Below are 22,993 nucleotides of genomic sequence, written 5' to 3'. Positions count from 1 at the left end.
TTTAATTGAGAAATGATTTCCATGGTTTTGTTTTCTCGATCTGTAATATCCATTGCAATTTTAAGGACAGCCTCTACCTGGCCTTCCTCATTTAAAATGGGCATATAAGTAGCCTCAAACCATAATAAGTTACCTCTTTTGCCAACCCTTTCAATTTTTTCTTGAAACTTGACTCCTTGGCGCAAATTATCCCATAATTTAATATATTCTTTGCTGTTTGTGTATTCTTCCGTACAAAATTGTCGATGAGCCATGTTTTCCATTTCATTGGCAGTGTAACCCAATGTTTTGGCGAAATTATCGTTTACCCAAATTACTTCTTTATTTAAGTTGAATTCTATCATTGCTAAATTGGATTCTAGAGCCGATAAGATGGATTCTTGGTTTAGTACCTGTGTACTTTTATTAAAATTTACAATGGCATTCATAGTTAGAGACTCCTTTATGAATCTATTTGTCTTAAATTATATAACCTTTTCCCTATTTTTTATAGAGACTAATTGTGAAGGAGCATATTTGATTAAAATATTATATTTCAATTAATATTTGGCTATATTATACAGTTGTTTAAAAATGAGAGGGGGTTATTTTGTGAAGACAAAGTATAGTGATGAATTATTCAAGGGAACAGCCTGGTATTATGCACGTTATAGACCTATATATCCTGCAACTTTGGTAAGGTATTTAATCGATAAGTTTAATCTAGATGGTAAAGGTCAAATGCTCGATTTAGGGTGTGGTACTGGACAACTTGCATTGAGATTTGCTGATTGGTTTGAAAGCATAGTTGGGATAGATACAGAGCCTGAAATGATACAAGAAGCAAAACGGCTGGTAAAGGAACTTAGAACAGATAACCTGGAGTGGTTTAATGGAGAACTTAATTCATATAGGAAAATATTTGAAGGCAGTTTTAGATTGGTAACAATTGCGAAGGCTTTTCACTGGATGGATAGAGAAGAGGTTCTTGAAACTTTATATGAGATGATTTCCAATGGTGGCGGTGTGGCAATCATTGATAATTATTCTCCAAATAAGGAACTTTTACCTTGGCAAAAGAAATTGAATGAGGTAGTAAAACAATGGTATGGAAAAGAAAGAAGGGCAGGAAACACAACCTATTCTCATCCAAAAGTTAGCTACCAGGAAATTATATCGAATTCAAAATTTGATTTGGATATGCACGAGATACCAACTTATGAGCAAAACTGGACAGTGGAATCGATAATTGGAAATCTGTATTCAACCTCCTATGGATCTAAACGATTTTTAGGCGATAGTGTTCGTATGTTTGAACAACATTTAAAAGAGGAATTGTTGAATGTTAATGGAGATGGTGTTTTCAAGGAACAGATAAATATATCGATAAAACTTGCTATCAAGAAATGATAAACAAAAAAACTGGTTTATAGTTATATAATAGATGCCCCACAGTTGATGACTAGCATGAGCAGTAGTGTTTGAAGTAGAGATACACTCGAGAATCGAGGAGGATTTTAGATGATTAGATTGAGGTTTTTTAAACGTTCCGATTTTCAACAGCTTATAGATTGGATTGAAACTCCTGAATTTCTATCGCAGTGGGGAGGGTCCATGTTTAGTTTCCCATTAACTGAACAACAATTGGAGGAATACCTAAAAGATGCAAACAATGATCATTCTCGTTTTTTGATTTACTGTGTGGTAGAAGAGGAAACTGGGTCTGTTATAGGGCACATATCATTAGGGAATATTGACAGAAACAACAAGTCGGCAAGGGTAGGGAAAGTGCTGGTAGGAGATAAGAATGTTAGAGGTAAAGGGATAGGTTTACAAATGATGAACGAAATTCTCAAAGTAGCATTTGATGAACTTAAACTACACAGGGTTAGTCTTGGTGTATTTGATTTTAACACATCTGCAATTACTTGTTATGAAAAAGCTGGGTTTACAAAAGAAGGGTTACTCAGAGATTACAGAAAATGTGGGGATGAATACTGGAATATGTGGGAAATGAGTATGTTAGAGAATGAATGGAAGGGATTAGATAAATAATAGTATTCTTGTAATAGCAGGCGGAGCTAAGATTCTATCTAAAACAGCTTCTCAGTAAAATGAATTCAATACTGAATTTAGGCCAGGCCTTTTATGGGTCTGGTCTTTTTGTTAGTCCCAAAAAGATTCCCACTAAAAACACTGATATTTAATCCTGCAATAATATACTATATGGCATTTAGGGATATTTATCGCAGGTTAAATGGCTGTAAAGTCCACGTGCAAAAATGGCTACCTTTCACACTTGTTATTTTTCAACTTAACGTCATCCCTAAACCGTTACATTACCTGTTTTTTTCTCTAATAATCTTAATTTGTTAGAATAATGATTTATAAAAATTCCATAAAAGGTTGCATGCCCAGAAGTAGGCAGGGTCATAATGTTGAACTTTATACTAGTTTAGTATATTATTAATATGAGATGTTTTAATTAAAAATAAAGAGGAGAATTACAATAAATGAACGTATTAGTAGTAAAAGCAAATAACCGTCCAGCTTCAGAAGGTGTATCAAGTAAAATGTATGAAACATTCATGGAGAATCTACAAGGTGTGAATGTAAGAACTTATGATGTCTTTGCCGAAGATATGCCTTATTTAGGTCAGGATTTATTCAACGCTTTCGGAAAAGTAGAATCAGGCGAAGAGTTGACAGATATCGAACAACGTATTTTAGCTGCAAAACAAAGAGTAATGGACGCCTTTACAGAGGCAGATATTGTTGTATTTGCCTTTCCTCTATGGAACTTAACAATACCAGCTAAATTACAAACATTTATCGACTATGTGTACCAAGCTGGTTACGCATTTAAATATGATGAAAACGGCCAAGCTGTACAATTATTGACGGACAAAAAGGCTGTGATTCTAAATGCGCGTGGTGGTATTTATTCCACACCAGAAGCAGCACCGATGGAAATGGCTGCAACCTATATGAAAAACGTTCTAGGTGGCGTATTTGGTATGGAAATTGTGGATGAAGTTATTATCGAAGGTCATGCTCAAGCACCAGATCAAGCGGAAGTGATTATTGCGGAAGGTTTAGCAAGAGTGGAAGCCGCAGCAAAACGATTGTCGGCAGTAACGGTTTAATTATTAGTAAAGCATTTTAAGTTAGGGTTTCTAGAAACGCATCCTACATCACATGATGAAGGACGCGTTTTTATTTAAGCAGGAAAGTATAAGAAAAACTATATTGGATGTAGAAGGGACTCATTACTACTCATACTTTGCACATACATAAGATTTTTTCTTAAAGATAGAACACAAAATACATAATTCTAACCTTTATATTCTCTCTTTCTGCATCCGCAAAATGTTACAGATAAGAATCTACTGCATGTTATTTGTAGCTAAAATAAATTCCCATCTAACGTTACGTTAAAAAACAGGAAGAGGGTTCCAGATGATTAACAGGCTTCCATATCTTCAAGAATTTTAATCATGCAGTTAATGGGAGGAGCTTGAATTTTGTTTAGCGGTATATAAATCAAGATGATTATTTTAAGTTGGCCCACCCGGTTGAATTGGATATAAAACTCCATCCAATGCAAAGGAGGCTCTTCCTGTTTCTTCAGATACTACCAATACAATGGCATCGCTTTTTTCTGATAAACCGACCGCGGCCCTATGCCTCGTTCCAAGTTTTTTTCCTTTTGCATCCTTTTGGGTTAAAGGAAGTACATTTCCTGCAGAGACGATGGTATTTTCTCTAATCAATACTGCTCCGTCGTGTAGAATGCTGCCGGGATAAAATATAGATTCTAGCAATGCATGTGATACGGTTGCTAAAATTGGAGTACCTGAATGTATGAGGGGTTCTATTGGTTCTTTTCGTTGTATTGCCATTAATGCACCGTGTTTTCGTTCTGAAAAATGCTGAATGGCAGTGGACAACGCTTGATAGGAATCTGTAAAAGGTGATAAATATGCATTTAGATAATGAGATGCCGTTGTTTCTTGGAGTTTACTAAATATATCGTGCACGTGCCCAAATTCACTAAGAATACGACAATCATTATGATCCATTGAATTGAGCATCTCTTCAATTTCTACTGTTACCTGCCGTAAATTCTTTTTTAATTGTGCTTTTATTGGCTCGGTAAGCCCAGTCTCCATAACCATGTGATCACTTCCTACTTTTACTATCTTTTTTTATTTCTTTAATATCTCCAGTAATCTTAAATCGTATACTGCAGATATGTTTTATGTTACCTTTCTGATAGTAAAAAACTTGGTTAAAAGCCATGGTCCTTGAGAGAATCCAAGCCCAACCTGCCAAGCTTCAATTCCTTGAAGTTGATATTCACGTACTAGCTGCATCTTTGCCGCAATACTTCGGGTGTCTTCAAACCAGACAACATGATTCTCTCCCGTTTCATCGACTATCAGCGATGCTGAATTTGGTGCTGATAGTTGTTATTCCTTAATCTCTATGGGTATGCAGATTAGCCAGCTCCTCCATGTTTATCCTTTTTATGATTAGGTAAAACAGAAATAAATAGTATCAACAACATAGGAGAGGATATCATGGAATATGTTTATTTGGGGAATTCCGGTCTTCGAGTTCCTAAGTATATTTTAGGGACGATTCCTTTTAGCGGAACAAACGGATTTGAAGCAGCAGGAAATGTGAAGGGTAAAGAAGCGGAGAGAATGGTGGATATGTGCTTAGATGCAGGAATCAACATGTTTGATACTGCTAACCTTTATTCCAAAGGGAACGCGGAAGAAGTACTAGGCTCCGCTATTAAAGGACGTCGTGATAAAGTGCTATTAACGTCAAAAACAGGGTTTCATCTAGGTGGAAATCCAAACTCTCTCGGTGCATCGCGAATTAATATAGAGGCTTCTATCGATCAATCACTTCAGCGTCTTGGTACGGATTACCTTGATCTATACTTTATCCACATTTGGGACGGCCGTACTCCAGTGGAGGAAACGATTGAAACGATGACTAACTTGGTTAAATCAGGTAAGATTCGATATTGGGGTGTTTCAAATTACAGTGGCTGGGCGCTTGCCAGAACATTTACAGTTGCAGAGCAGTCCGGTTATATCCCACCGATTTGTCAGCAGATATATTATAGCCCGGAAGCGCGAGAAGCGGAATATGAGCTGCTGCCGGCTGGGAGTGAACTAGGGATTGGCTCGATGATTTGGAGTCCACTCGGCGAAGGTCTGCTTAACGGTAAAATTAGCCGAGAGAAGCGAGCTCCAGAGAATACCCGCCAAGGTGATGGTTGGCCTGAACCATGGGTATTAGATAAAGAACGACTGTATAATGTAATTGATGCCCTTCAAGAAGTAGCAGATAAACGAAACGCGACTATTCCACAAATTGCGCTTGCATGGGTGAAGGACCGCCCTAATGTAGGCCCAGTTGTTATTGCGGCAAGGAATGAAAAGCAACTTCGTGAAAATATTGATTCGTTTGAAATAGTCTTAACAAAAGATGAACATGACAAAATTGAATCTGTTGCCCGTCCAGAACCTTTTTACCCTCTTTGGCATCGTGCCATGAATACAATTGAAATAGGTTCTCCATCTGAAATTCCATACCTTGAAGGATATAGGAAATCAATGGGCATCGAATAATGTTGGTTATAATGCCTGTTAGTTCGATGTAATATGGGAAGGGACCGCCCTAAAGGAATTTGCAGACAGAATATAAAGATGCACACCCCTCAAGGTAGGAAGAATTCTATTTTTTGGGGTGTGCTTTTTGGATATCCAATTCTCTTCGGCCAACCCACTTAAAAATAATTTGGTTTATTGAAGATAGATAAAAGGGTAGATATAAATATGCCTCTTTTAATGAAGAGAAATGGATATTAGCAGGAAAAGGAAATTAAAATAGGGACTTGGACATATAGAAAATAGAGTGTACCTTGTGTATTCTTATAATTTAATATATACATAGTAGTCTTGGGGGTTTTTAATATGGAAGAATTTAATGATCAGGTTTTATCATTTTGGGATTACTTGACAGGTCCAGTGTTATGGACAAATATCATTACTGGTTTCGTCAAAATTGTTGTCATTGTTCTTTTGGCAGTGCTTATTGTGAAAGTCGTTAGAAAACTAATTGACCGATTCTTCACAAATAGACAAAAGGGTCCGCTTCGCATAAGTAAAAGACGAGAAAACACCTTAACAAAATTAATTAAAAGTATCATTGCCTATTTTGTGTATTTTGTGGCCATTGTAATGATATTAAGTGTTTTCAACATTAATGTAGGTCCACTGCTTGCCGGTGCAGGGGTACTTGGTTTAGCTATTGGTTTCGGGGCACAAAACCTGGTGCGAGATGTCATCTCCGGTTTCTTTATTATTTTTGAAGATCAATTTTCTGTCGGCGATTATGTTGGTGTTGCGGGGATTGAAGGAACAGTTGAGGAGATTGGCTTACGTGTAACTAAGGTGTTAAGCTGGACTGGCGAGATGCATATTTTGCCAAATGGAAATGTTACACAGGTAATCAATTATTCTATCCATAATGGAATGGCGATAGTAGATATTAATATTCCGTATGAGAGCAGTGTGTATGAAGCGGAGAGAATTATTAATGAAGTTGCTGAAACATTGCCAGAGAAGTATGATTATCTTGTTGGAGTTCCGGAGATTATTGGAGTACAGAATCTGGATGTATCACACTTTGTGATTCGTGTGATTACTGAAACGTTGCCTGCATCTCAATGGGCAGCAGAACGTAATATCCGAAAAGAAATGCAGGACCATTTATATAAGGCAGGTATTGAGATTCCTTCCCCTCGAGTTGTTATGTATTCAGGTGAAGAGAAGGCACAAATGTACCAGAAACGTGGTTATGAGCAGTGATTTCTGACCTTGAGGCTGGTTGTGCCATATTGGTCTATGCCTGCTCTTAAAGAGGAAGCTTTAGGATTGCCTGCAACGATAAGTGATTACTGTATTGTATCTTAAAGGATCAGAAGAGCTCGAAATGATTCAAATTCTAACGCAAGAATATTGAATTATATCGGGCTTGCTTCAGGTTCAACCATTGGAATCTTCCCAATATGGATGGTGTTTGGGTCTCCGCAATGCTTCTTAGCTCAGATAGATTAAGTGTATTTTGAAAAGAAGTCGTGCCTATAGGAAAAGGTGAAAATTTGGCAGGTAAATAAGAGAACGCATGAAAACGATCAAAAACAAAATGAATAACGTATACCTATCATTCAGGTTTACGTTTAAAGAGTAAGACAACGAGATAGAATAAACCAACATAGCCAAAGAACGGATAAAGGGTACTAAGCAATTGTCCGTATCCGATTTGACTGATACAAAAGATAACGAGCAGAATTAACCATACAGCATGCTGATATTTTAAGTGAAAGCTCGTTTTTAACTGTCGCGCAACACCATACACATTGGCAACAACCGTGTTAAAAATTTCTCCATAAATAACGACTACAAACATGATGTGAATCAGTGAACCCAGTTGTTTTACAATTTCTGCCATAGGAATATCGAAAAGGAAGCTATTGGGATTGGCGATTAATGAAAAATGACTTAACAGTAAAATAACGCATAGACCAATACCACCCAAAGTACTCCCCCATTTAAGGACGCGTTCATCCTTTATCTCCTTGCCTAATGGAACAAGTACAACAAGTGCAGTGATAAGATTAAATGATGCATAAGAAAAAGGCGAAATCAACCAATGGATATGGTCTGGTACTGTCAATGTCAGCAAATCTAATAGTTTACCTGGTTGATGATCAAACATGGAAAAAAATATAAACAGCCCGAACAAGATAATCAAAGGTACAATATAAGCGTTAATAGCAAATATTCCATCTAAACCTTTTAACACAACAAAATAGCAAAGAAGCAGGGTGGAAATAATTCCAACCTGAAATGGAATACCGAGCTGTTCGTGAAAAACCGCACCAGCTCCTGAGAGCATGACAGATGTAGTGGAAATAACAATAATAAAGATCATGCTATTAATAAGTTTGCCGAGCTTATTTCCAAAAATATAATCATTGAATTCTTTAAAGGAATAGGCTTCTATACGGGTAGATATAACCATTATCTTATTCCCTAGTAGAATAAATAAATAACAGCTAATCAAAATACCAAGTGCCCCGACCGCACCAAATCTGCTAAAAAATGTAACGATCTCTTTACCTGTAGCAAAGCCGGCACCTATAACTGTTCCAATATATGTTGCTGCGACAAGCAGTACAGATATCCCTTGTTTCATTACTCAATCCCCCCTTTTTTATATGTATGATGAACGGCAGAGGAAAAGACAAGCTTTCTTGGTTGAGATTAATACTATTGGACAATAGTAGTTAAGTTTTAAACAGTGATCTACTGAATCCCTTAAAAACGCCACCTTGAAGAATGGATTATCTTATGTTACTATGATGGCAATTGCATAAACTAAATGTTTTCTAGGGTTCCGCAACAATTAAGTTGGTCTGGTCCAAGGGAAAACTCACGTTAGACGTGCCACGGACGGATAAAAGCCTAGGAGATCTTTAAACAGATCTCCTAGGCTTTTTTGCATCTAAGAAAGAGCAACTAGACATTCGCCATGTGCCAGGTTTCTAATAGTTTAGGGCAATAATAGTGTTGGGGGTGCTTGTATATGAATAATAACTGGACTAAAGTAGTGATTGCTGCCTTTTTTGAAGTTTTTTGGGTTATTGGGTTAAAACACGCAGATGACTTTTGGACTTGGACGGGAACGATTATTAGCATAATCATTAGTTTTTATTTAATGATTATGGCTGGTAGAGTACTTCCTGTAGGAACTGTTTATGCCGTTTTCGTAGGACTAGGTACAACTGGGACGGTACTCTCTGAAATTCTATTTTTTGGAGAACCAATTCAAATGGGTAAAATGCTTTTGATTTTACTATTACTAGCAGGTGTCATTGGTTTGAAATTAGTAACAAAGGATAACGATCGGAAAGGGGCTGAATCCTAATGGCATGGTTTTCTTTAGTCTTGGCAGGGTTATTTGAAATGTTTGGTGTCGCTATGATAAATAAACTTCACAAGGACCGTAATTGGAAATCCCTTGCTCTATTAGTACTTGGATTTGGAGCAAGTTTCATATTTCTATCTCATGCAATGGAAACACTCCCTATGGGGACAGCTTATGCGGTATGGACAGGAATTGGCGCTTCTGGTGGAGCAATATTGGGAATGCTTTTATATGGTGAATCAAAAGATTGGAAAAGAATTGTTTTTATAGCGATGGTGTTAGGGGCTGCTATTGGTTTAAAGATAGTCTCATAATTAAGTGATGTAAGATTATCTTCAATAATAATTAAAGGTTTTTGTAATATAAGGTGAAATTAAAGGGAATATATCCAATGTAACAAACGATAACTTACCTAGACAGGAGGACAAGCATGCCGAAGGATATTTCTTATGGTGATGATTACAAATATATCCCTGCAACTTCAGTAAGTAGCGGGTTGGGTGTGGAAATGCTACCTGATTTATATTGCCACACGATTCAAATTGTTAATATTTGCCTAGTCGGAAATCCAGAAAATAATGATTTTGTTTTAGTAGACGCTGGGATGCCAGATTCGGCAAATAAAATTATTTCTGTTACCGAAGAACGCTTTGGCCCTAACAGTCGACCTAAAGCAATTATCTTAACTCATGGTCATTTTGATCATGTGGGAGCGATTGTTGAATTAGTTAAACATTGGGACGTCCCTGTGTATGCTCATGAGCTGGAGTTGCCTTTCTTAACTGGAATAAAGAATTATCCTGAGCCAGATTCAAGTGTTGAAGGCGGCTTAATTGCTAAGATATCTCCAATGTTCCCTAATGAACCGGTTAATTTGGGAGGTAATGTCAAGGCTCTTCCCGCTGACGGAAGTATCCCTGCTATGCCTGGTTGGCGCTGGATTCACACACCTGGACATGCACCTGGCCATATTTCATTATTCAGGGATGAAGATCATTCCCTTATTGCGGGAGATGCATTTGTTACCGTAAGACAAGACTCCCTTTATAAGGTTGTTACACAGCAAGAGGAAATCAATGGGCCACCAAGATATCTGACAACCGATTGGGATGCAGCCTGGGAGTCTGTTAAAAAGTTGCATAATCTTAAACCTAGTGTTGCTGTAACAGGTCATGGAATGCCAGTATATGGTCAAGAGCTTTCGAACGGCCTAGAGAAGCTAGTAAATGAGTTTGAGGAGATTGCTATTCCAGATTACGGAAAGTATGTAAATAAAAATAAACATACAAACTAATTCTCTTTGATAAATTTCCAGCTTTTTGCCAGTGATATAAATCTTTATTTACTACTGGTAATAAATGATAGGGGAAATCAATCTAGTCGGTCGTCACCGCCCAAGATTAATTTTCCCTATTTTTTTAATAGCAATGGAATGAGTACACAAATTTAATTATTTAAAAAAGGGGGCATTATATAATTTAAGGTAGGGTTATAAATTGCTTACCAATAAGGACCCATTTGAACAGCGTTTCATCGGTATTAAGATAATTGGGAAGTTATTGGTTTATGGTTTCCTTCGATTAGAATGAATAACAGTATTCATATTCTATCCCAAAAGCGATGTTGGGCGATGGCAGAGACAAATTCTTCTCCAAAGTTCGGATTGTCTATGGAAAATATGACACCAGCTAAATTATTATTCTGTGTCGGCTGAATAAAAGACTGTCCTGTTGAGGCTATGCCAATTGGTTTATAATGTGCATAGGCATTTTGTACAAAATTTGTTATGTCTTGATTGAATTTCCCCTGATTCTTAGAACTTCCACCAACGACGTAGAGTGAGTCAACGAGGTAAGGGCTTGAGGTAAGAAAGGTTTTGTCCACGTTGAGTACACTGCCATCATTACCGGTAACCGTACCAAGCTTATCACTTATAATGACAATAAAAACTCCATAATGCTGTAAGATGTTAAGGGCATTTATCACCTCATTACTGTAAAAACCATCGCCAATTAATACGCCTACTTTTTGCGTATAGGCATATTTAGGTGTATTTGCCTGGCTAAGAGAAGGATAGCTTATAGAAATGGGAACATGAGACCCACTCGGGGGATTGACACCAATATTGTCCGCAACCATATATGCCATTTCTGTATCAACGTTGACAAGTATATCCACTACTTGCTGCCGAACGGACTCACTCTTTACACTTCCTAGTTGATAGCTGAGTGCCTCGATAGTATGCTGTTTTTCTACAGGGTTCAAACTATTCCAAAAGATCCTTGGTTGGGAGAAATAATCTTTAAAAGAATCGCTCCTGGCTCTTATTTTATAGCCATCTACTTTCCCTGGATAATCTTTATAGCCGCCTTCTTCTGGAGGTACCGTATATGGTGTGTTACCTGCTAGTGAATTTTGATGATAGTTTACTTTGTCAATATCGATTCGTTGTCTCATAAAACCTCGTCGCTGATTATTATGAAACGGACACAATGGCTGATTAATAGGTAATTCAACGTAATTGGCGCTGCCAAGTCGATGTTGTTGGGTATCTCTATACGCCAATAATCTCCCCTGCAAAACGGGATCATTGGAAAAATCTATTCCTGGAACGACATTTGCAGGGTTAAATGCGACTTGTTCGGATTCGGTAAAGTAATTATCTATGTTCCTATTTAAAGTCAATTTACCTATCATTTGGGGAGGGATGAGCTCTTCTGGCCAGAATTTTGAAGGGTCAAGTATGTCGAAATCATATATAAATTCATCTTCCATTGGAATCAACTGAACGCCTAGTTCATATTCAGGATAAGCACCATTATCAATGGCCTCCCTGAGATCCCTTCTGTGAAAGTCAGGGTCGATTCCGCCTAATTTCAATGCCTCATCCTGCAGCAGGGAATGAACACCAAGGATAGGCTTCCAAACATACCTTACAAAGGTAGCTACATCGTGTTCATTAACAAATAGGTACGTATTTATAGACCATGATTCCATCATTCGATAGCTTCTTATTATACCTCGGTCAGACATAATCCACAGCACCATATGAAGTGCTTCATCGTTATTAGCCACATAATCCCAAAAACGATCATGAGCGCCGCTAGCTGTTGGTATATCATCCGCTTGCTTTGCTTGGTATGCATGCATTACATCTGGAAACTTCATCGCATCTTGATTAATTAAAACAGGCATTGCTATCGTCGTGAGGTCGACATTTCCTTCTTCTGTATAAAGCTTAACTCCTTTACAACGTAAGTCTCTTGCTGTATCGTAGGAGCCTTTAGCCCCTTGTACAGTAGAAAATCGGACAGTTAATGGCGTCTTTTTGCCTGCTTCCTGTAAAAACCCCGCTTTTGTCACATGTCTCATAGACTGATAACATTCAAACTCACCATGCGCGCTATAACCTCTTGCGTGAACCACTCTTTCTGGTATCTCTTCATGGACAAAATGCGACATCTTTTCAAAAAACTCATAATCTTGACGTAATGTAGGACCGCGCACACCGGCTTTTAATTGGTCTTGATCTTGTGATCTTTTTTTCCCCTCTTGTGTCGTCATTGGCTTCCCGCTATTTTGTACACGGTATTGATCCAATTGCTCCTGCTTAACATCTGGGTTAATAGGCTTTTGGTTTCTTGATGATTTCTTATCCATGTAATCACCTCTTTCCAGCGATCAGATTTAAGCTTTCATTTACATACTATGAATCTATTCTCTAGCTAGAACAAGACATTACCTGAAGCACTTCTTCCACAAAAAGTTGCCCAAAAAACTTCTCTTAATTGCTTTAGATCCTCGGTAAGCTACCCAGTCTTTCCTTAGTTGCCTGATATCCTAGATAGTTGGCTCTTTCCTTTTTACGCCGAACAACTGATCATATGAAACAAACGTTTGTTTGAACCTATTTAAGGCTTTACTGACTGAGTTATTATGGCTTTTCAAAAAGTGCACCGGTTAAAAGATCCCATTCAGAGCATAATTGTTTAAATTACCTCCCTATTGTTCTTAAATATTGATAAAATGTAAAATGGTGTTTCTAAAATACCACATAAAAAAGAGAAAGGTGGTATTTACGATGAATGGTACAGCTCACGTTTCAATTGGGGCAGCAACTGGATTTATTGTTGCTAATAGTGTTAATGCTTCCCCTGCTACGATGCTTATTCTAGTTGGTCTTGGAGGTGTCTCGGGATTGATGCCAGACCTTGATGTGGATGGAAAGTTACGTAGTAAGGTTACATTTTCACATAAGGTTATCAAAATGACTGCGCAGTTAATTGGTGTATTAATGATTATTTATAGTATTTATGAAGGAATGAGGGCAGATCGTTTTTTGGGAATAGGTATTGGTGTTGCCATGCTTATTATTTCATCGTTCCTTAAGCAAAAGCATATGTTAATCATTACTGGAATTGGAGTCATTGCAGGAGCATTGACATTAAAAGAAATGTGGTTACTTTTACTGGGAATTTATATTATAGTCGCATCGTTTGTTTCCCATCGAAGCTACACTCATTCTATTTTAGGAGTCATTTATTTTGGAGTCATTGCAGCAAAATTAGAGACATCGCTTGCAATAGATGGGGCGTTTGCAGCCTGTCTCGCTGGATATATTGGCCACCTTATTGCAGACAGCAAATTTTTACCAGTTAATAAACGCGGAGTTAAGATCTTTCTTCCCTTTTCATCAAAAGACTTTTAACAGAATTAGTCACTTCTTATTCTCAAGCAGAATAGGGAGTGACTTTTCTATTTATATGGGAATAGCAATTCCCTTGTTTATTTTGATAGAAGAAAATATATTTTCTTCTTGAAAAGTATTGCAAATTGTATATCATGCACGTATAGTGTGTATATACCGTATATATAGTATATATACTATTTCTAAAAGAGTATTCCGCATGCAAATTATTATTTTAGTTTACTGTATTATTTGTTTGATAAATACTAGAGAAAGAGTTGATCAAATGGGGGTTAAGATGAAGAAGGAGAATCAACATGTTCGATTTATAGGCTTTATTACGGCACTTGGGACTTTTCTAATAACGCAATTAGTGTTAATTTTTTTTAGTAATGTTTGGTCACCAAACTTTAGGGATTTGGACGGTACGTTGTTCGGCAGAATTGCCAATTCAAGCTTGTTTACCGAATGGTTTGCTCCCTATGACATGCCACTATATAACATGTTAACAGCCTTCTTTGCTATTACACTTATTCCAAGTGCACTCTTAAGTTTGTTTGGAAAAAAAGACCGATAATCACCATAGTCGTTTACAATCGAGAAACCAATACTTATTTACAAGGACAGAAAATGATGCGGGTAGTGTGGAATATGTGCTGTCTTTCAGTCCATGATATAATGAATCTACTTTAGTAACGTGCGAGGTGAAATTATAATGGCAAAGAAAAAATTTTATGTTGTCTGGGTTGGTAGAAAGCCAGGTGTTTATTCAAACTGGGCAGACTGCCAAGCACAGACGAATGGCTTCGACCAAGCAAAATTTAAATCCTTTGAAAGTCGCGAACAGGCAGAAAAAGCTTATCGTGAAGGATGGAAATTCCATTGGGGTAAAGGAAACGGAAAAAAGGGCATAGAAGGCCAAAAGAATAAAAAGCCAAATAGTGCAAGCGGTGTAACTTCAGATGAAATCGATTATAACAGCATTTCCGTTGATGTTGGTACACGCGGAAACCCTGGACCTGTTGAATATCAAGGTGTAGATACAAAAACAGGAGAAGTAATCTTCTCAAAAGGACCTATTAGTAAGGGTACCAATAATTTAGGCGAATTTCTTGCAATCGTACATGCGTTAGCGTACTTGAAGAAGATCGGCAGTAATAAAACAGTTTACACCGATTCGCGAAATGCTATGAAATGGATAAGAGAAAAGGCCGTTTCGACAACCCTTAAAAGAGATGCGTCCACCGCTGAAATATGGGACTTGATTGACCGTGCTGAACACTGGCTCAGAAATAATACTTATCAGAATAAAATACTTAAATGGGATACGAAAAAGTGGGGAGAAATAAAAGCAGATTATGGACGGAAAAATTAAGTGGGGCAGGATACAACTTATCTTCATAACTAATTAAATCTACTGAATCTCCGCCATCTTTTTTTAAGAACTAAAGGAAATCACAAAGGCATCGAATGGAGAAAGCAAAATGGATCATCAACTAACAGATTTTACTATTAACCTACAAGAAATTGAGTTACTGGCTCCTAAGTTGAATCGGGGTATCCAGGTCATTTTTGTTATCCACGGGGAGTTAACGATTGAAACAAATAGCCGTTATTATCACTTAAAAGAAAAAGATGTGCTGGTTATTAATCGGAATCAATTATACCAAGCGAAGGGAAGTAAGCAAAATCATGTTTTGCTGCTGCAAATTTCAGATCAATATATGCAACAAAATTATGAAGAATATTCAATGAGTCGTTTTGAATGCTTTTCTGGCGAAGTAGATTTGGGGAGAGAATCTGTTATCAATCGGATTCGCAGGCTTGTTGCGGAATTAATGATTACTTTCTTTCGCAGGGATTTGGGGTATCGGATTGAGATACAATCCTATATTAGCGATATCCTCCTTATTTTGATTCGCCGCTTCAAACAGGAGGGGACTATTCAAGAGAAAGTGGAGACTGGTGACCGACGCCTGATGCAAATTATTGACTACATGGAAAGAAACTATCAGCAGACATTGACATTGGACGATGTTGCGAAGAAATTTTATTTATCGCCCAGTTACTTTTCGCGATACTTTAAAAACAAAGTGGGAATTGGCTTCAATCGCTATTTAATGAAGGTACGACTGGAGCATGCTATGAAGGACTTACTATATACGCCGGATTCTATTTCAAATATTGCGATGAATAATGGCTTTCCGAATGTGAAATCGTTTGTGCAGTATTTTAAAGAAGTATATAAACAGACACCTAAATTATATCGAGAGGCAAACCAGGAAATCAGCATAGATTATACAAAAACATATGACTTACAGGATGCAGCGCATATCATACAATCATCCGATGTTTTAGAGGAGATAGGTGGACTGTTAACGGATACGGATGAAGGATACAGTAACACAGAAACGCAGTATACAGAATTGAATCTCGATATAAGGAAAGCTGCTGTTTCTAAACTGCATAGACCAAAACATAATCTTGCAATTGGGGAACTAAGTGAGCTCCTTAAGGAAGGAGTAAGACGGCAAATTTTAATGGCTAAAAAGGAACTGCGGTTAGAATATATTGGGGTACGTAAACTAATTGGAGGCTCCACATTTATGCCACCAGTGGAAACGGATGAGATTATTGCAACTACCTCGCCATATTATAATGCAGATTTTGCGTTGAACTTCTTAAGAAAATATCATTTATCCCTCTTTATTCGTGTAGATTATAAGGAAGTTTCTAATGATGAAGTGAACTTTTTTAATGGGATGGACGATTTCATCAAGCATTGTCTAAATGTATATGGAATTCCATTTGTTGAAAAATGGTATGTTATGTTTTATGAATCGTCTACTACTGTATCTGGAAGTGAGCTGGAACGGATTTATACGAAATTGTATCAATCACTAAAGAAAAGAGTACCCTCCATCAAAGTTGGAGCTTTTTTGCCATTTTCCTTTAAGGATGGAAAGACGGATAAAAATCATACGTGGCTTGTAGAGAAAAACCTTCCGATAGATTTCTTCGGTTATGAAGCAAACCAAAATGAGATCATTGACTTTGAAGAACTTGGAGATGATCGTATATCTATAGCGGAAGGTTATATAAAAGAAAAAACAGTTAAAGTAAAGGCTTATCTCAAAAAGCATGCAAAGAATCAGCATGTCAGTTTAGTAAGCTGGAATACACTTTCTGGAAACACCAGACATACGAATGGAACTTTCTTCCGAGGTGCGTTAATTTTACAGAACGCATTAGAAATAGCAGATGAAGTAGATTCGTTGGGCTTTTGGATTAATACGGAACAACATGAAAAGTCGGTCCGTGACAGAAAGATTCGCATGGAAGGTCTTGAGCTTTACCATTATTTTAATGGTAAGCGTCCTGCCTATTTTGCAATGCAATTTTTAGAAAGGCTAAATGGCAGCATTATTTGTCAAGACAGAGAGTATGTTATGACGAAAAATGAGCGTGGATATCAGCTCATACTAATGAATATTAATAATGTAAATCCGTATTTTACGGTGGAAGAAACCTTTTTGAAAAAATTAAACAAAGAGGTTCGGGTCACTATTTCAGGTTTACAGAATGGAGAATATCAGATTCGCAAACGAGTTTTTGATAAGGATTACGGAGCATTATATACAAAATGGTGGGAATTGAATAGTAAGTATGGAATGGATGAAGAAGTTATTCATTATATCAATGAAACGAGTAAGCCATCATTGGAATTATTTGATGAGAAGATTGAAGGCGATTGGTCATTTTACTCTTACATGACATTAAATGCGATTCATTTCTTTGATATTCGAAGGGCTTTTCACTAAATAAATAGGTAATATATTAAAGAAGTAAAAAATTAACGGTAAATTATTTACCGTTAATTTTTTATGTGAGATTATGAACATACTTTTTGGAAAATCATAGCAATGAAAGACTTATTGGAAAAACAAGTATCTTCTATAATAAACGTGTGAATAAGATGAGCTCAGGATAACATCACAACAATAGCAATATTATCCAGTTTCTATTTAAGTTTATGATTCATTAAAGATTGGTAACAATAAGTTGTAAGATTTTCTGAAAAGGAGATATTAAAAATGGATACAGCGTACAAAGGTACGAACAAATTGATTACAGGGATTGTATTTGGAGTCATTACATTTTGGTTATTTGCACAATCAATGGTAAATATTGTACCCGCCGTTCAGTCCGATTTAGGGGTTTCTTTAGGGACGATTAACGTGGCAATTAGTTTAACTGCGTTATTCTCGGGTATGTTTATTGTAGTAGCTGGTGGATTAGCAGATAGAATCGGGCGAAAGAAAATAACGTATGTTGGTTTAATTTTAAGCGTCCTCGGTTCTTTATTGCTTGTCTTAGCAAATGGTTCTATCTTACTTATTATAGGTCGTGTCCTGCAAGGGCTATCTGCAGCAGCTATTATGCCGGCAACCATTGCATTAATGAAGGAGTACTTTGAAGGTGCAGACCGCCAACGTGCACTTAGTTATTGGTCAATTGGTTCATGGGGTGGTTCTGGTATATGCTCTTTCTTCGGTGGTGCAGTAGCAACTTCGCTGGGATGGAAATGGATCTTTATCTTCTCCATCATCTTCGCTATTTTAGCAATGTGGTTAATTAAAGATACACCTGAAAGCAAAGCGGAATCAACTGGAACATTTAATTTTGATTTCGGTGGCTTAGGAATATTTATTGTAACAATGCTTGCTTTAAATATTCTCATAACGCAAGGTGCGAGCTTTGGATGGACTAGTCCGATAACGATAGGCTTGGCAGTAGTAACAGTCGTTGGGATTATTTTCTTTATTAAATATGAAGCAAAACGAAAAAATGCACTAATTGATTTTAAAATGTTTAAAAGCAGACCATATACTGGTGCAACTATATCGAATTTCTTGTTAAATGCAGTTGCCGGTACATTAATTGTAGCGAATACGTATGTACAGGTTGGACGAGGATTCTCGTCATTTCAGTCAGGAATGCTATCTCTTGGTTATCTTGTAGCAGTGCTTGCAATGATTCGTGTTGGTGAAAAGATAATGCAACGAACCGGAGCTAGAAAGCCTATGGTTTGGGGGACCATTTTAACTTTAATTGGTGTAGGTGTGATGGGACTTACTTTCTTGCCGGATCTGATGTATACCATTACCGTTTTTGTTGGATTCATCCTTTTTGGGATAGGGTTAGGAATGTATGCAACACCTTCAACAGACACAGCAGTAAGTTATGCACCAGAAAATAAAATTGGAGAAGCTTCCGGTGTATATAAGATGGCAAGCTCCCTTGGAAATGCATTTGGTGTAGCAATTTCGGCAACCGTGTATAGTACGATAACCGTATTTAGTAGCGTAGAAGTGGCAGCAACATCAGGAATTATAGTCAATGTCATCTTTGCAGTATTGTCTTTAATCTCAATCATCATGTTAGTACCACATAGTACTGGGGATATCGGTGACTCGCCGACGCCAGCATCTAGTTCACGACCAGCAAAGGCATAGAGCATTAAAAAAGGTAAGAAATGCTTTGAAAAAGGAGACGGTAGTAAATGAGAAGTGAATTAATGCAAATGTTAGAATCTCGTAAGGAAGAAATGATTGAAATTCGCCGATATTTGCATGAAAATCCTGAGCTTTCTTTTAAAGAAGAGAAAACTGCTAAGTACATTGCTGATTTCTACAAAGGTAAAGATGTAGAAGTAGAAACAAATGTCGGTAATGGGTATGGCATCATTGTTACAATAACTGGAGGAAAGCCAGGAAAAACAATTGGACTCCGGGCGGACTTTGATGCACTACCAATAACGGAAGAAGCAGATGTCCCATTTAAGTCTAAAAATGAAGGAGTCATGCATGCATGTGGACATGATGCCCATACTGCATACTTACTTGTACTCGCTGATTGTTTAATACAGCTAAAAGCAGAATTGAATGGTACGATTAAAATTATTCATCAGCATGCAGAAGAGGTGCCACCAGGCGGAGCTAAAAGTATTGTGGAATCCGGCAAGCTAGACGATTTAGATGCTATATTCGGTATTCATATACTCCCCATGGATCCAGCTGGTATCGTTGGATATCGCAGTGGTTATGCATTTAATGGCAGATCATTCTTTAAACTGAAAATACAAGGAACAGGTGGTCACGGTTCCTCACCGCATAAAGCGAATGATTCCATCGTAGCTGGTGCCCACTTTGTAACGGTTGTTCAAACAATTATTAGTCGCCGACTCAACCCAATGGATGCGGGTGTTGTTACAATTGGTTCCTTTGACGGTAAAGGCACATTTAATGTAATTAAAGACAGCGTAGAACTTGAAGGCGACATTCGCTACATGAGCACAGAAAGTCAACAGGTTATTGAAAAAGAATTCAAGCGGATTGTAAAAGGTCTTGAAGTGGAGTTTGGAGTCACATGTACATTAGAATATACTGCAGACTATCCGCCTCTGTACAATGATCCGGAACACACAGAACTGGTTGCGGAAAGCTTGAAAAATGCAAATGATAAAGATATTAAAGCAGTGAGAGAATATCCTGCGTTATCACCATCTGAAGACTTTGCTTATTATTTAGAAAAAATCCCTGGCAGCTATTTCTTTATTGGATGTACACCAAAAGGTGTTGAGCAGCCTTATTTCAATCACCATCCAAAATTTGATATCGATGAGGATGCAATCCTTGTCGCAGCAAAAGCAGTTGGTCATGTTGTTTGTGGTTATTTTGAAAAGAATTAAGCTCACTAAGTTAGAGCAATAGAAAGTAAAGCGAACCGATGTAATATGTTATTACATCGGTTTTTTATATGCAGAATAAATCTGAAACGTTCTCATAAGAGAATCGTATTACATCTTAAAAAGAAGGAGGTAAATCAATGAGTATCGCGACAAATCAAGGAGATTCAGTAACAGTAGTTTTTGTTTATCAGAAGGATGAACAATTTGAGGAAGTTAACCTTAATTCTGCGCAATTAACGGCATTATTAAATTCCAAGCAGGTATGGATTGAAAAATTCAGTAATAATCTAAAGATAGAGAATACCATTTGGTCATATGGAAAACATAAAATTACAGTACAGATATATTTGAAATAACAATTTCTAAAAAAATGCTACGGCTTCCCCACTAGGAAAGGGGAAGTCTTTTCTTTTGTTTAGAACCCTTTAAGTAGGGTATAACAATAGTAGGTTAAAAAAATGAACTGACTATTTAAAATGAACCAAAAGAGAAAGGGGAGAGCTTATGTTAAAGTATGATGCTATTATTATTGGATTTGGGAAAGCTGGGAAAACATTAGCAGGGGAACTTGGCAATAGAGGCTGGAAGGTAGCCATGATTGAAAAGGATCCAAAAATGTATGGTGGAACCTGTATTAATATTGCTTGCATTCCTACAAAGGTACTTGTTCATGATGGATTACATAACGTTCCATATAGTGAGGCAATTAATAGAAAAGATAGCGTGGTCGAGAAACTGCGGAAAAAGAATTATAAAAAGCTTGCTGATCATGATAATGTGGTGATATATGAGTCGGCGGCTAAATTCATTTCTGATAAAGAAGTGGAAATAGAGATAGCTGGCAAAAAGGAAGTCTTAACTGCAGAGCATATCTTTATTAATACAGGTGCACAAAGCAATATACCACCGTTGGAGGGCGATATAAAATCTGATAAGGTGTATACAAGTACAACCTTAATAGATAGGAAAGAGCTGCCAGAACAATTAGCAATTGTTGGTGCTGGTTATATAGGATTGGAATACGCCTCCATGTATCAGAGCTACGGTTCTAAGGTGACTGTGATTAGTCCCGATGAAGAGCTTATACCACAAGAAGATCAAGAAATCCGAACAGAAGTAAAGAAAGTTTTAGAAGAAAAGGGAATCCGATTTATCTTAGGTGCAAAAGCGGAAAAAATTAAGGAAGCAGATCATGACAAGGTTACGCTTACGTTATCCAATGAGGAGCAATTAGATGCTAATGCTGTGTTGCTGGCGACAGGAAGAAAACCGAATGTGGAAAATCTAGGGCTAGAAAATACGGCTATTAAGCTCACAGAAGATGGAGCCATTAAGGTAGATGAACATTTAGAAACAACAGTAGGCAATGTCTTTGCCTTAGGAGATGTGAAGGGTGGTATGCAATTCACCTATATTTCTTTAGATGATTACCGGATTGTAGTTGATTATTTATTTGGCAATAAAGAATATTCATTAAAGACACGCAAGAATGTACCGTATTCAGTCTTTATCGACCCTCCTTTATCAAGAGTTGGATTGACAGCAAAAGAGGCGAAAGAAAAGGGCTATGAAATTGCTGAAGGCAAATTAGCAGTAGCATCCCATCCTCGTGCACATGTAATTAATGACCTTCGTGGTCTTTTTAAAGTAGTGATTGATAAAAGGACAAATCAAATATTAGGTGCGAGCTTATTTGGACCTGAATCTCCGGAGCTTATTAATTTAGTAAAATTAGCAATGGATTTAGAAGCACCTTATACTTATTTACGCGACCAAATTTATAATCATCCAGTTATGAGTGAATCCTTTAATAATCTATTTGCTATTGATAAATAGAAATAGAATGGGGCTAGGACATAACTAAATGTTTTAATCCAAAAGACGAACGAAGCACCAAGTTAGTGGAGGAAATATACGTAGACTCCTGCGGGAAAAGCAACAAGCGAAGACCCCGCAGGAAGTGCCCTTCTTCCGAGGAGGCTGAGACGTTGCCCGCGGAAAGCGAAGTATATTTCCGGAACGGTATTTCTCCACTAAGCATTGTTCGGATTTTTCTTTTGATAAGACACTTTTGTCCCAGCCTCAGGGCAAAACAAGGCTGATAAACGTTCGTTTATCAGCCTTCTATGTTCTATTTAAAATAATTTCTTAAATATTTTATTAGCATAATTCGAAAAGGCTCGATGTTTAAACGTTTTTTTGCCCTTTAATAATAATTCTAGCTTTCGCTCTTCTTTTGATGTATCTTTATGCTGTCCATCTGTTGCGTAGTGCATCATATCGTGGAATTGGATCTTTTCTTTTTGTTTATCTGCTTCTTCGGGGATATAACCGGCATTTTTTAATATTTTATAGGCACTTCGTATTTCCGGAGAAAGACCCTGAAGTTCCTCCCTAAGTTGTAGACGCTTGCCCTTTCCAGGGAGATTATCAAAATCGCCATTATCCATAGATTCTTTAATTCTATCTTCTACGAAACGGTACATATCCAATCTCCTTTTTTAAAAATCTTAACATGATGGCTGCGGGGCTTTCACTTTATATTTTACATGCCTTTGTAA

Annotated in this window: 20 protein-coding genes, 2 pseudogenes and 1 riboswitch; of the genes and pseudogenes, 16 read left to right on the top strand and 6 right to left on the bottom strand. The window is 37.3% G+C overall.

Translation table 11 applies throughout. The annotated features are described in order from the left end of the window. Positions 1–38: 38 nt before the first annotated feature. Positions 39–428 (bottom strand): annotated as a pseudogene (locus tag D8M04_RS20740) (PAS domain S-box protein); the annotation flags it as partial. 163 nt (positions 429–591) lie between these two features. Here D8M04_RS20740 and D8M04_RS17540 point away from each other — a divergent pair. The 3 genes from D8M04_RS17540 (at position 592) to D8M04_RS17530 (ending at position 3,125) form a co-directional block, all read left to right on the top strand. Next, the gene (locus tag D8M04_RS17540) at positions 592–1,389 is read left to right on the top strand and encodes a class I SAM-dependent methyltransferase (protein WP_246001331.1); all 798 of its coding nucleotides are present in this window, start codon (positions 592–594) and stop codon (positions 1,387–1,389) included. Positions 1,390–1,500: 111 nt separating this feature from the next. Next, positions 1,501–2,034: a GNAT family N-acetyltransferase gene (locus D8M04_RS17535; protein WP_121524717.1), complete on the top strand. Its 534-nt coding sequence runs from the start codon at positions 1,501–1,503 to the stop codon at positions 2,032–2,034. A 458-nt stretch (positions 2,035–2,492) separates the two neighbouring features. Continuing rightward, positions 2,493–3,125, top strand: coding sequence for an FMN-dependent NADH-azoreductase (locus tag D8M04_RS17530; protein WP_121524716.1), 633 nt, complete (start codon positions 2,493–2,495; stop codon positions 3,123–3,125). Between the two features lie 411 nt (positions 3,126–3,536). Here the strand turns inward: D8M04_RS17530 and cdaS are convergent, their stop codons facing one another. Further along, the gene (gene cdaS / locus D8M04_RS17525; protein WP_121524753.1) at positions 3,537–4,151 is read right to left on the bottom strand and encodes a sporulation-specific diadenylate cyclase CdaS; all 615 of its coding nucleotides are present in this window, start codon (positions 4,149–4,151) and stop codon (positions 3,537–3,539) included. A gap of 87 nt (positions 4,152–4,238) precedes the next feature. Continuing rightward, a pseudogene (locus tag D8M04_RS20495) lies at positions 4,239–4,400 on the bottom strand (sporulation protein); the annotation flags it as partial. A 162-nt stretch (positions 4,401–4,562) separates the two neighbouring features. Between D8M04_RS20495 and D8M04_RS17520 the strand changes: the two are divergent. Together D8M04_RS17520 and D8M04_RS17515 are read left to right on the top strand one after the other, a co-directional pair. Then, the gene (locus D8M04_RS17520; protein WP_121524715.1) at positions 4,563–5,630 is read left to right on the top strand and encodes an aldo/keto reductase; all 1,068 of its coding nucleotides are present in this window, start codon (positions 4,563–4,565) and stop codon (positions 5,628–5,630) included. Positions 5,631–5,975: 345 nt separating this feature from the next. Beyond that, positions 5,976–6,872 (top strand): mechanosensitive ion channel family protein, encoded by an 897-nt coding sequence (locus tag D8M04_RS17515; RefSeq protein ID WP_121524714.1) that lies wholly within the window; start codon positions 5,976–5,978, stop codon positions 6,870–6,872. A 355-nt stretch (positions 6,873–7,227) separates the two neighbouring features. Here D8M04_RS17515 and D8M04_RS17510 read toward each other — a convergent pair whose 3' ends face one another. Then, complete coding sequence (locus D8M04_RS17510; RefSeq protein WP_121524713.1) at positions 7,228–8,262, bottom strand: YkvI family membrane protein; 1,035 nt, start codon at positions 8,260–8,262, stop codon at positions 7,228–7,230. Between the two features lie 182 nt (positions 8,263–8,444). Then, a riboswitch (guanidine-I (ykkC/yxkD leader) is annotated at positions 8,445–8,540 on the top strand. Between the two features lie 112 nt (positions 8,541–8,652). On the opposite strand from D8M04_RS17510, the gene D8M04_RS17505 reads away from it, so the two are divergent. The 3 genes from D8M04_RS17505 to D8M04_RS17495 all read left to right on the top strand — a co-directional run bounded on the left by D8M04_RS17505 (position 8,653) and on the right by D8M04_RS17495 (position 10,288). Then, positions 8,653–8,994 (top strand): DMT family transporter, encoded by a 342-nt coding sequence (locus tag D8M04_RS17505; RefSeq protein WP_121524712.1) that lies wholly within the window; start codon positions 8,653–8,655, stop codon positions 8,992–8,994. Continuing rightward, positions 8,994–9,308: a DMT family transporter gene (locus D8M04_RS17500; protein ID WP_121524711.1), complete on the top strand. Its 315-nt coding sequence runs from the start codon at positions 8,994–8,996 to the stop codon at positions 9,306–9,308. The genes D8M04_RS17505 and D8M04_RS17500 overlap by 1 nt, the downstream gene beginning before the upstream one ends. Positions 9,309–9,424: 116 nt before the next feature. Further along, positions 9,425–10,288 (top strand): MBL fold metallo-hydrolase, encoded by an 864-nt coding sequence (locus D8M04_RS17495; RefSeq protein ID WP_121524710.1) that lies wholly within the window; start codon positions 9,425–9,427, stop codon positions 10,286–10,288. Between the two features lie 305 nt (positions 10,289–10,593). Here D8M04_RS17495 and D8M04_RS17490 read toward each other — a convergent pair whose 3' ends face one another. Further along, on the bottom strand, positions 10,594–12,654 hold the full coding sequence (locus D8M04_RS17490; RefSeq protein ID WP_121524709.1) for a catalase: 2,061 nt from the start codon (positions 12,652–12,654) through the stop codon (positions 10,594–10,596). 421 nt (positions 12,655–13,075) lie between these two features. Here D8M04_RS17490 and D8M04_RS17485 point away from each other — a divergent pair, with 421 nt between their 5' ends. The 8 genes from D8M04_RS17485 to D8M04_RS17450 all read left to right on the top strand — a co-directional run bounded on the left by D8M04_RS17485 (position 13,076) and on the right by D8M04_RS17450 (position 22,268). Then, the gene (locus D8M04_RS17485) at positions 13,076–13,702 is read left to right on the top strand and encodes a metal-dependent hydrolase (RefSeq protein WP_121524708.1); all 627 of its coding nucleotides are present in this window, start codon (positions 13,076–13,078) and stop codon (positions 13,700–13,702) included. A 277-nt stretch (positions 13,703–13,979) separates the two neighbouring features. Next, on the top strand, positions 13,980–14,258 hold the full coding sequence (locus D8M04_RS17480) for a YfzA family protein (protein WP_121524752.1): 279 nt from the start codon (positions 13,980–13,982) through the stop codon (positions 14,256–14,258). A 138-nt stretch (positions 14,259–14,396) separates the two neighbouring features. Continuing rightward, positions 14,397–15,056 (top strand): ribonuclease H, encoded by a 660-nt coding sequence (rnhA, locus tag D8M04_RS17475; protein WP_121524707.1) that lies wholly within the window; start codon positions 14,397–14,399, stop codon positions 15,054–15,056. A 109-nt stretch (positions 15,057–15,165) separates the two neighbouring features. Continuing rightward, positions 15,166–17,502: a helix-turn-helix domain-containing protein gene (locus D8M04_RS17470; protein ID WP_121524706.1), complete on the top strand. Its 2,337-nt coding sequence runs from the start codon at positions 15,166–15,168 to the stop codon at positions 17,500–17,502. Positions 17,503–17,775: 273 nt separating this feature from the next. Next, the gene (locus D8M04_RS17465) at positions 17,776–19,197 is read left to right on the top strand and encodes an MFS transporter (RefSeq protein WP_121524705.1); all 1,422 of its coding nucleotides are present in this window, start codon (positions 17,776–17,778) and stop codon (positions 19,195–19,197) included. A gap of 47 nt (positions 19,198–19,244) precedes the next feature. After that, the gene (locus D8M04_RS17460; RefSeq protein WP_121524704.1) at positions 19,245–20,432 is read left to right on the top strand and encodes an amidohydrolase; all 1,188 of its coding nucleotides are present in this window, start codon (positions 19,245–19,247) and stop codon (positions 20,430–20,432) included. 137 nt (positions 20,433–20,569) lie between these two features. Then, entirely contained in the window at positions 20,570–20,788 is a 219-nt protein-coding gene (locus D8M04_RS17455; RefSeq protein WP_121524703.1) for a hypothetical protein, read from the top strand. Positions 20,789–20,936: 148 nt separating this feature from the next. Then, positions 20,937–22,268 carry an FAD-containing oxidoreductase gene (locus tag D8M04_RS17450; RefSeq protein WP_121524702.1) on the top strand — a complete coding sequence of 444 codons (1,332 nt, stop codon included), beginning with the start codon at positions 20,937–20,939 and terminating at the stop codon, positions 22,266–22,268. Between the two features lie 299 nt (positions 22,269–22,567). Here the strand turns inward: D8M04_RS17450 and D8M04_RS17445 are convergent, their stop codons facing one another. Beyond that, positions 22,568–22,918, bottom strand: coding sequence for a DnaJ family domain-containing protein (locus D8M04_RS17445; RefSeq protein WP_121524701.1), 351 nt, complete (start codon positions 22,916–22,918; stop codon positions 22,568–22,570). Between the last annotated feature and the right edge of the window lie 75 nt (positions 22,919–22,993).

The organism is Oceanobacillus piezotolerans, assembly GCF_003665065.1.
Taxonomy (GTDB): Bacteria; Bacillota; Bacilli; order Bacillales; family Amphibacillaceae; genus Oceanobacillus; species Oceanobacillus piezotolerans.
This window is presented reverse-complemented; position numbering and strand designations above follow the sequence as displayed.

Coding starts and splice junctions, on each gene's coding strand:
- D8M04_RS17535 (WP_121524717.1), top strand. CDS start 1,501: ATGATTAGATTGAGGTTTTTTAAACGTTCCGATTTTCAACAGCTTATA.
- D8M04_RS17530 (WP_121524716.1), top strand. CDS start 2,493: ATGAACGTATTAGTAGTAAAAGCAAATAACCGTCCAGCTTCAGAAGGT.
- cdaS (WP_121524753.1), bottom strand. CDS start 4,151: ATGGAGACTGGGCTTACCGAGCCAATAAAAGCACAATTAAAAAAGAAT.
- D8M04_RS17520 (WP_121524715.1), top strand. CDS start 4,563: ATGGAATATGTTTATTTGGGGAATTCCGGTCTTCGAGTTCCTAAGTAT.
- D8M04_RS17515 (WP_121524714.1), top strand. CDS start 5,976: ATGGAAGAATTTAATGATCAGGTTTTATCATTTTGGGATTACTTGACA.
- D8M04_RS17510 (WP_121524713.1), bottom strand. CDS start 8,262: ATGAAACAAGGGATATCTGTACTGCTTGTCGCAGCAACATATATTGGA.
- D8M04_RS17505 (WP_121524712.1), top strand. CDS start 8,653: ATGAATAATAACTGGACTAAAGTAGTGATTGCTGCCTTTTTTGAAGTT.
- D8M04_RS17500 (WP_121524711.1), top strand. CDS start 8,994: ATGGCATGGTTTTCTTTAGTCTTGGCAGGGTTATTTGAAATGTTTGGT.
- D8M04_RS17495 (WP_121524710.1), top strand. CDS start 9,425: ATGCCGAAGGATATTTCTTATGGTGATGATTACAAATATATCCCTGCA.
- D8M04_RS17490 (WP_121524709.1), bottom strand. CDS start 12,654: ATGGATAAGAAATCATCAAGAAACCAAAAGCCTATTAACCCAGATGTT.
- D8M04_RS17485 (WP_121524708.1), top strand. CDS start 13,076: ATGAATGGTACAGCTCACGTTTCAATTGGGGCAGCAACTGGATTTATT.
- D8M04_RS17480 (WP_121524752.1), top strand. CDS start 13,980: ATGAAGAAGGAGAATCAACATGTTCGATTTATAGGCTTTATTACGGCA.
- rnhA (WP_121524707.1), top strand. CDS start 14,397: ATGGCAAAGAAAAAATTTTATGTTGTCTGGGTTGGTAGAAAGCCAGGT.
- D8M04_RS17470 (WP_121524706.1), top strand. CDS start 15,166: ATGGATCATCAACTAACAGATTTTACTATTAACCTACAAGAAATTGAG.
- D8M04_RS17465 (WP_121524705.1), top strand. CDS start 17,776: ATGGATACAGCGTACAAAGGTACGAACAAATTGATTACAGGGATTGTA.
- D8M04_RS17460 (WP_121524704.1), top strand. CDS start 19,245: ATGAGAAGTGAATTAATGCAAATGTTAGAATCTCGTAAGGAAGAAATG.
- D8M04_RS17455 (WP_121524703.1), top strand. CDS start 20,570: ATGAGTATCGCGACAAATCAAGGAGATTCAGTAACAGTAGTTTTTGTT.
- D8M04_RS17450 (WP_121524702.1), top strand. CDS start 20,937: ATGTTAAAGTATGATGCTATTATTATTGGATTTGGGAAAGCTGGGAAA.
- D8M04_RS17445 (WP_121524701.1), bottom strand. CDS start 22,918: ATGTACCGTTTCGTAGAAGATAGAATTAAAGAATCTATGGATAATGGC.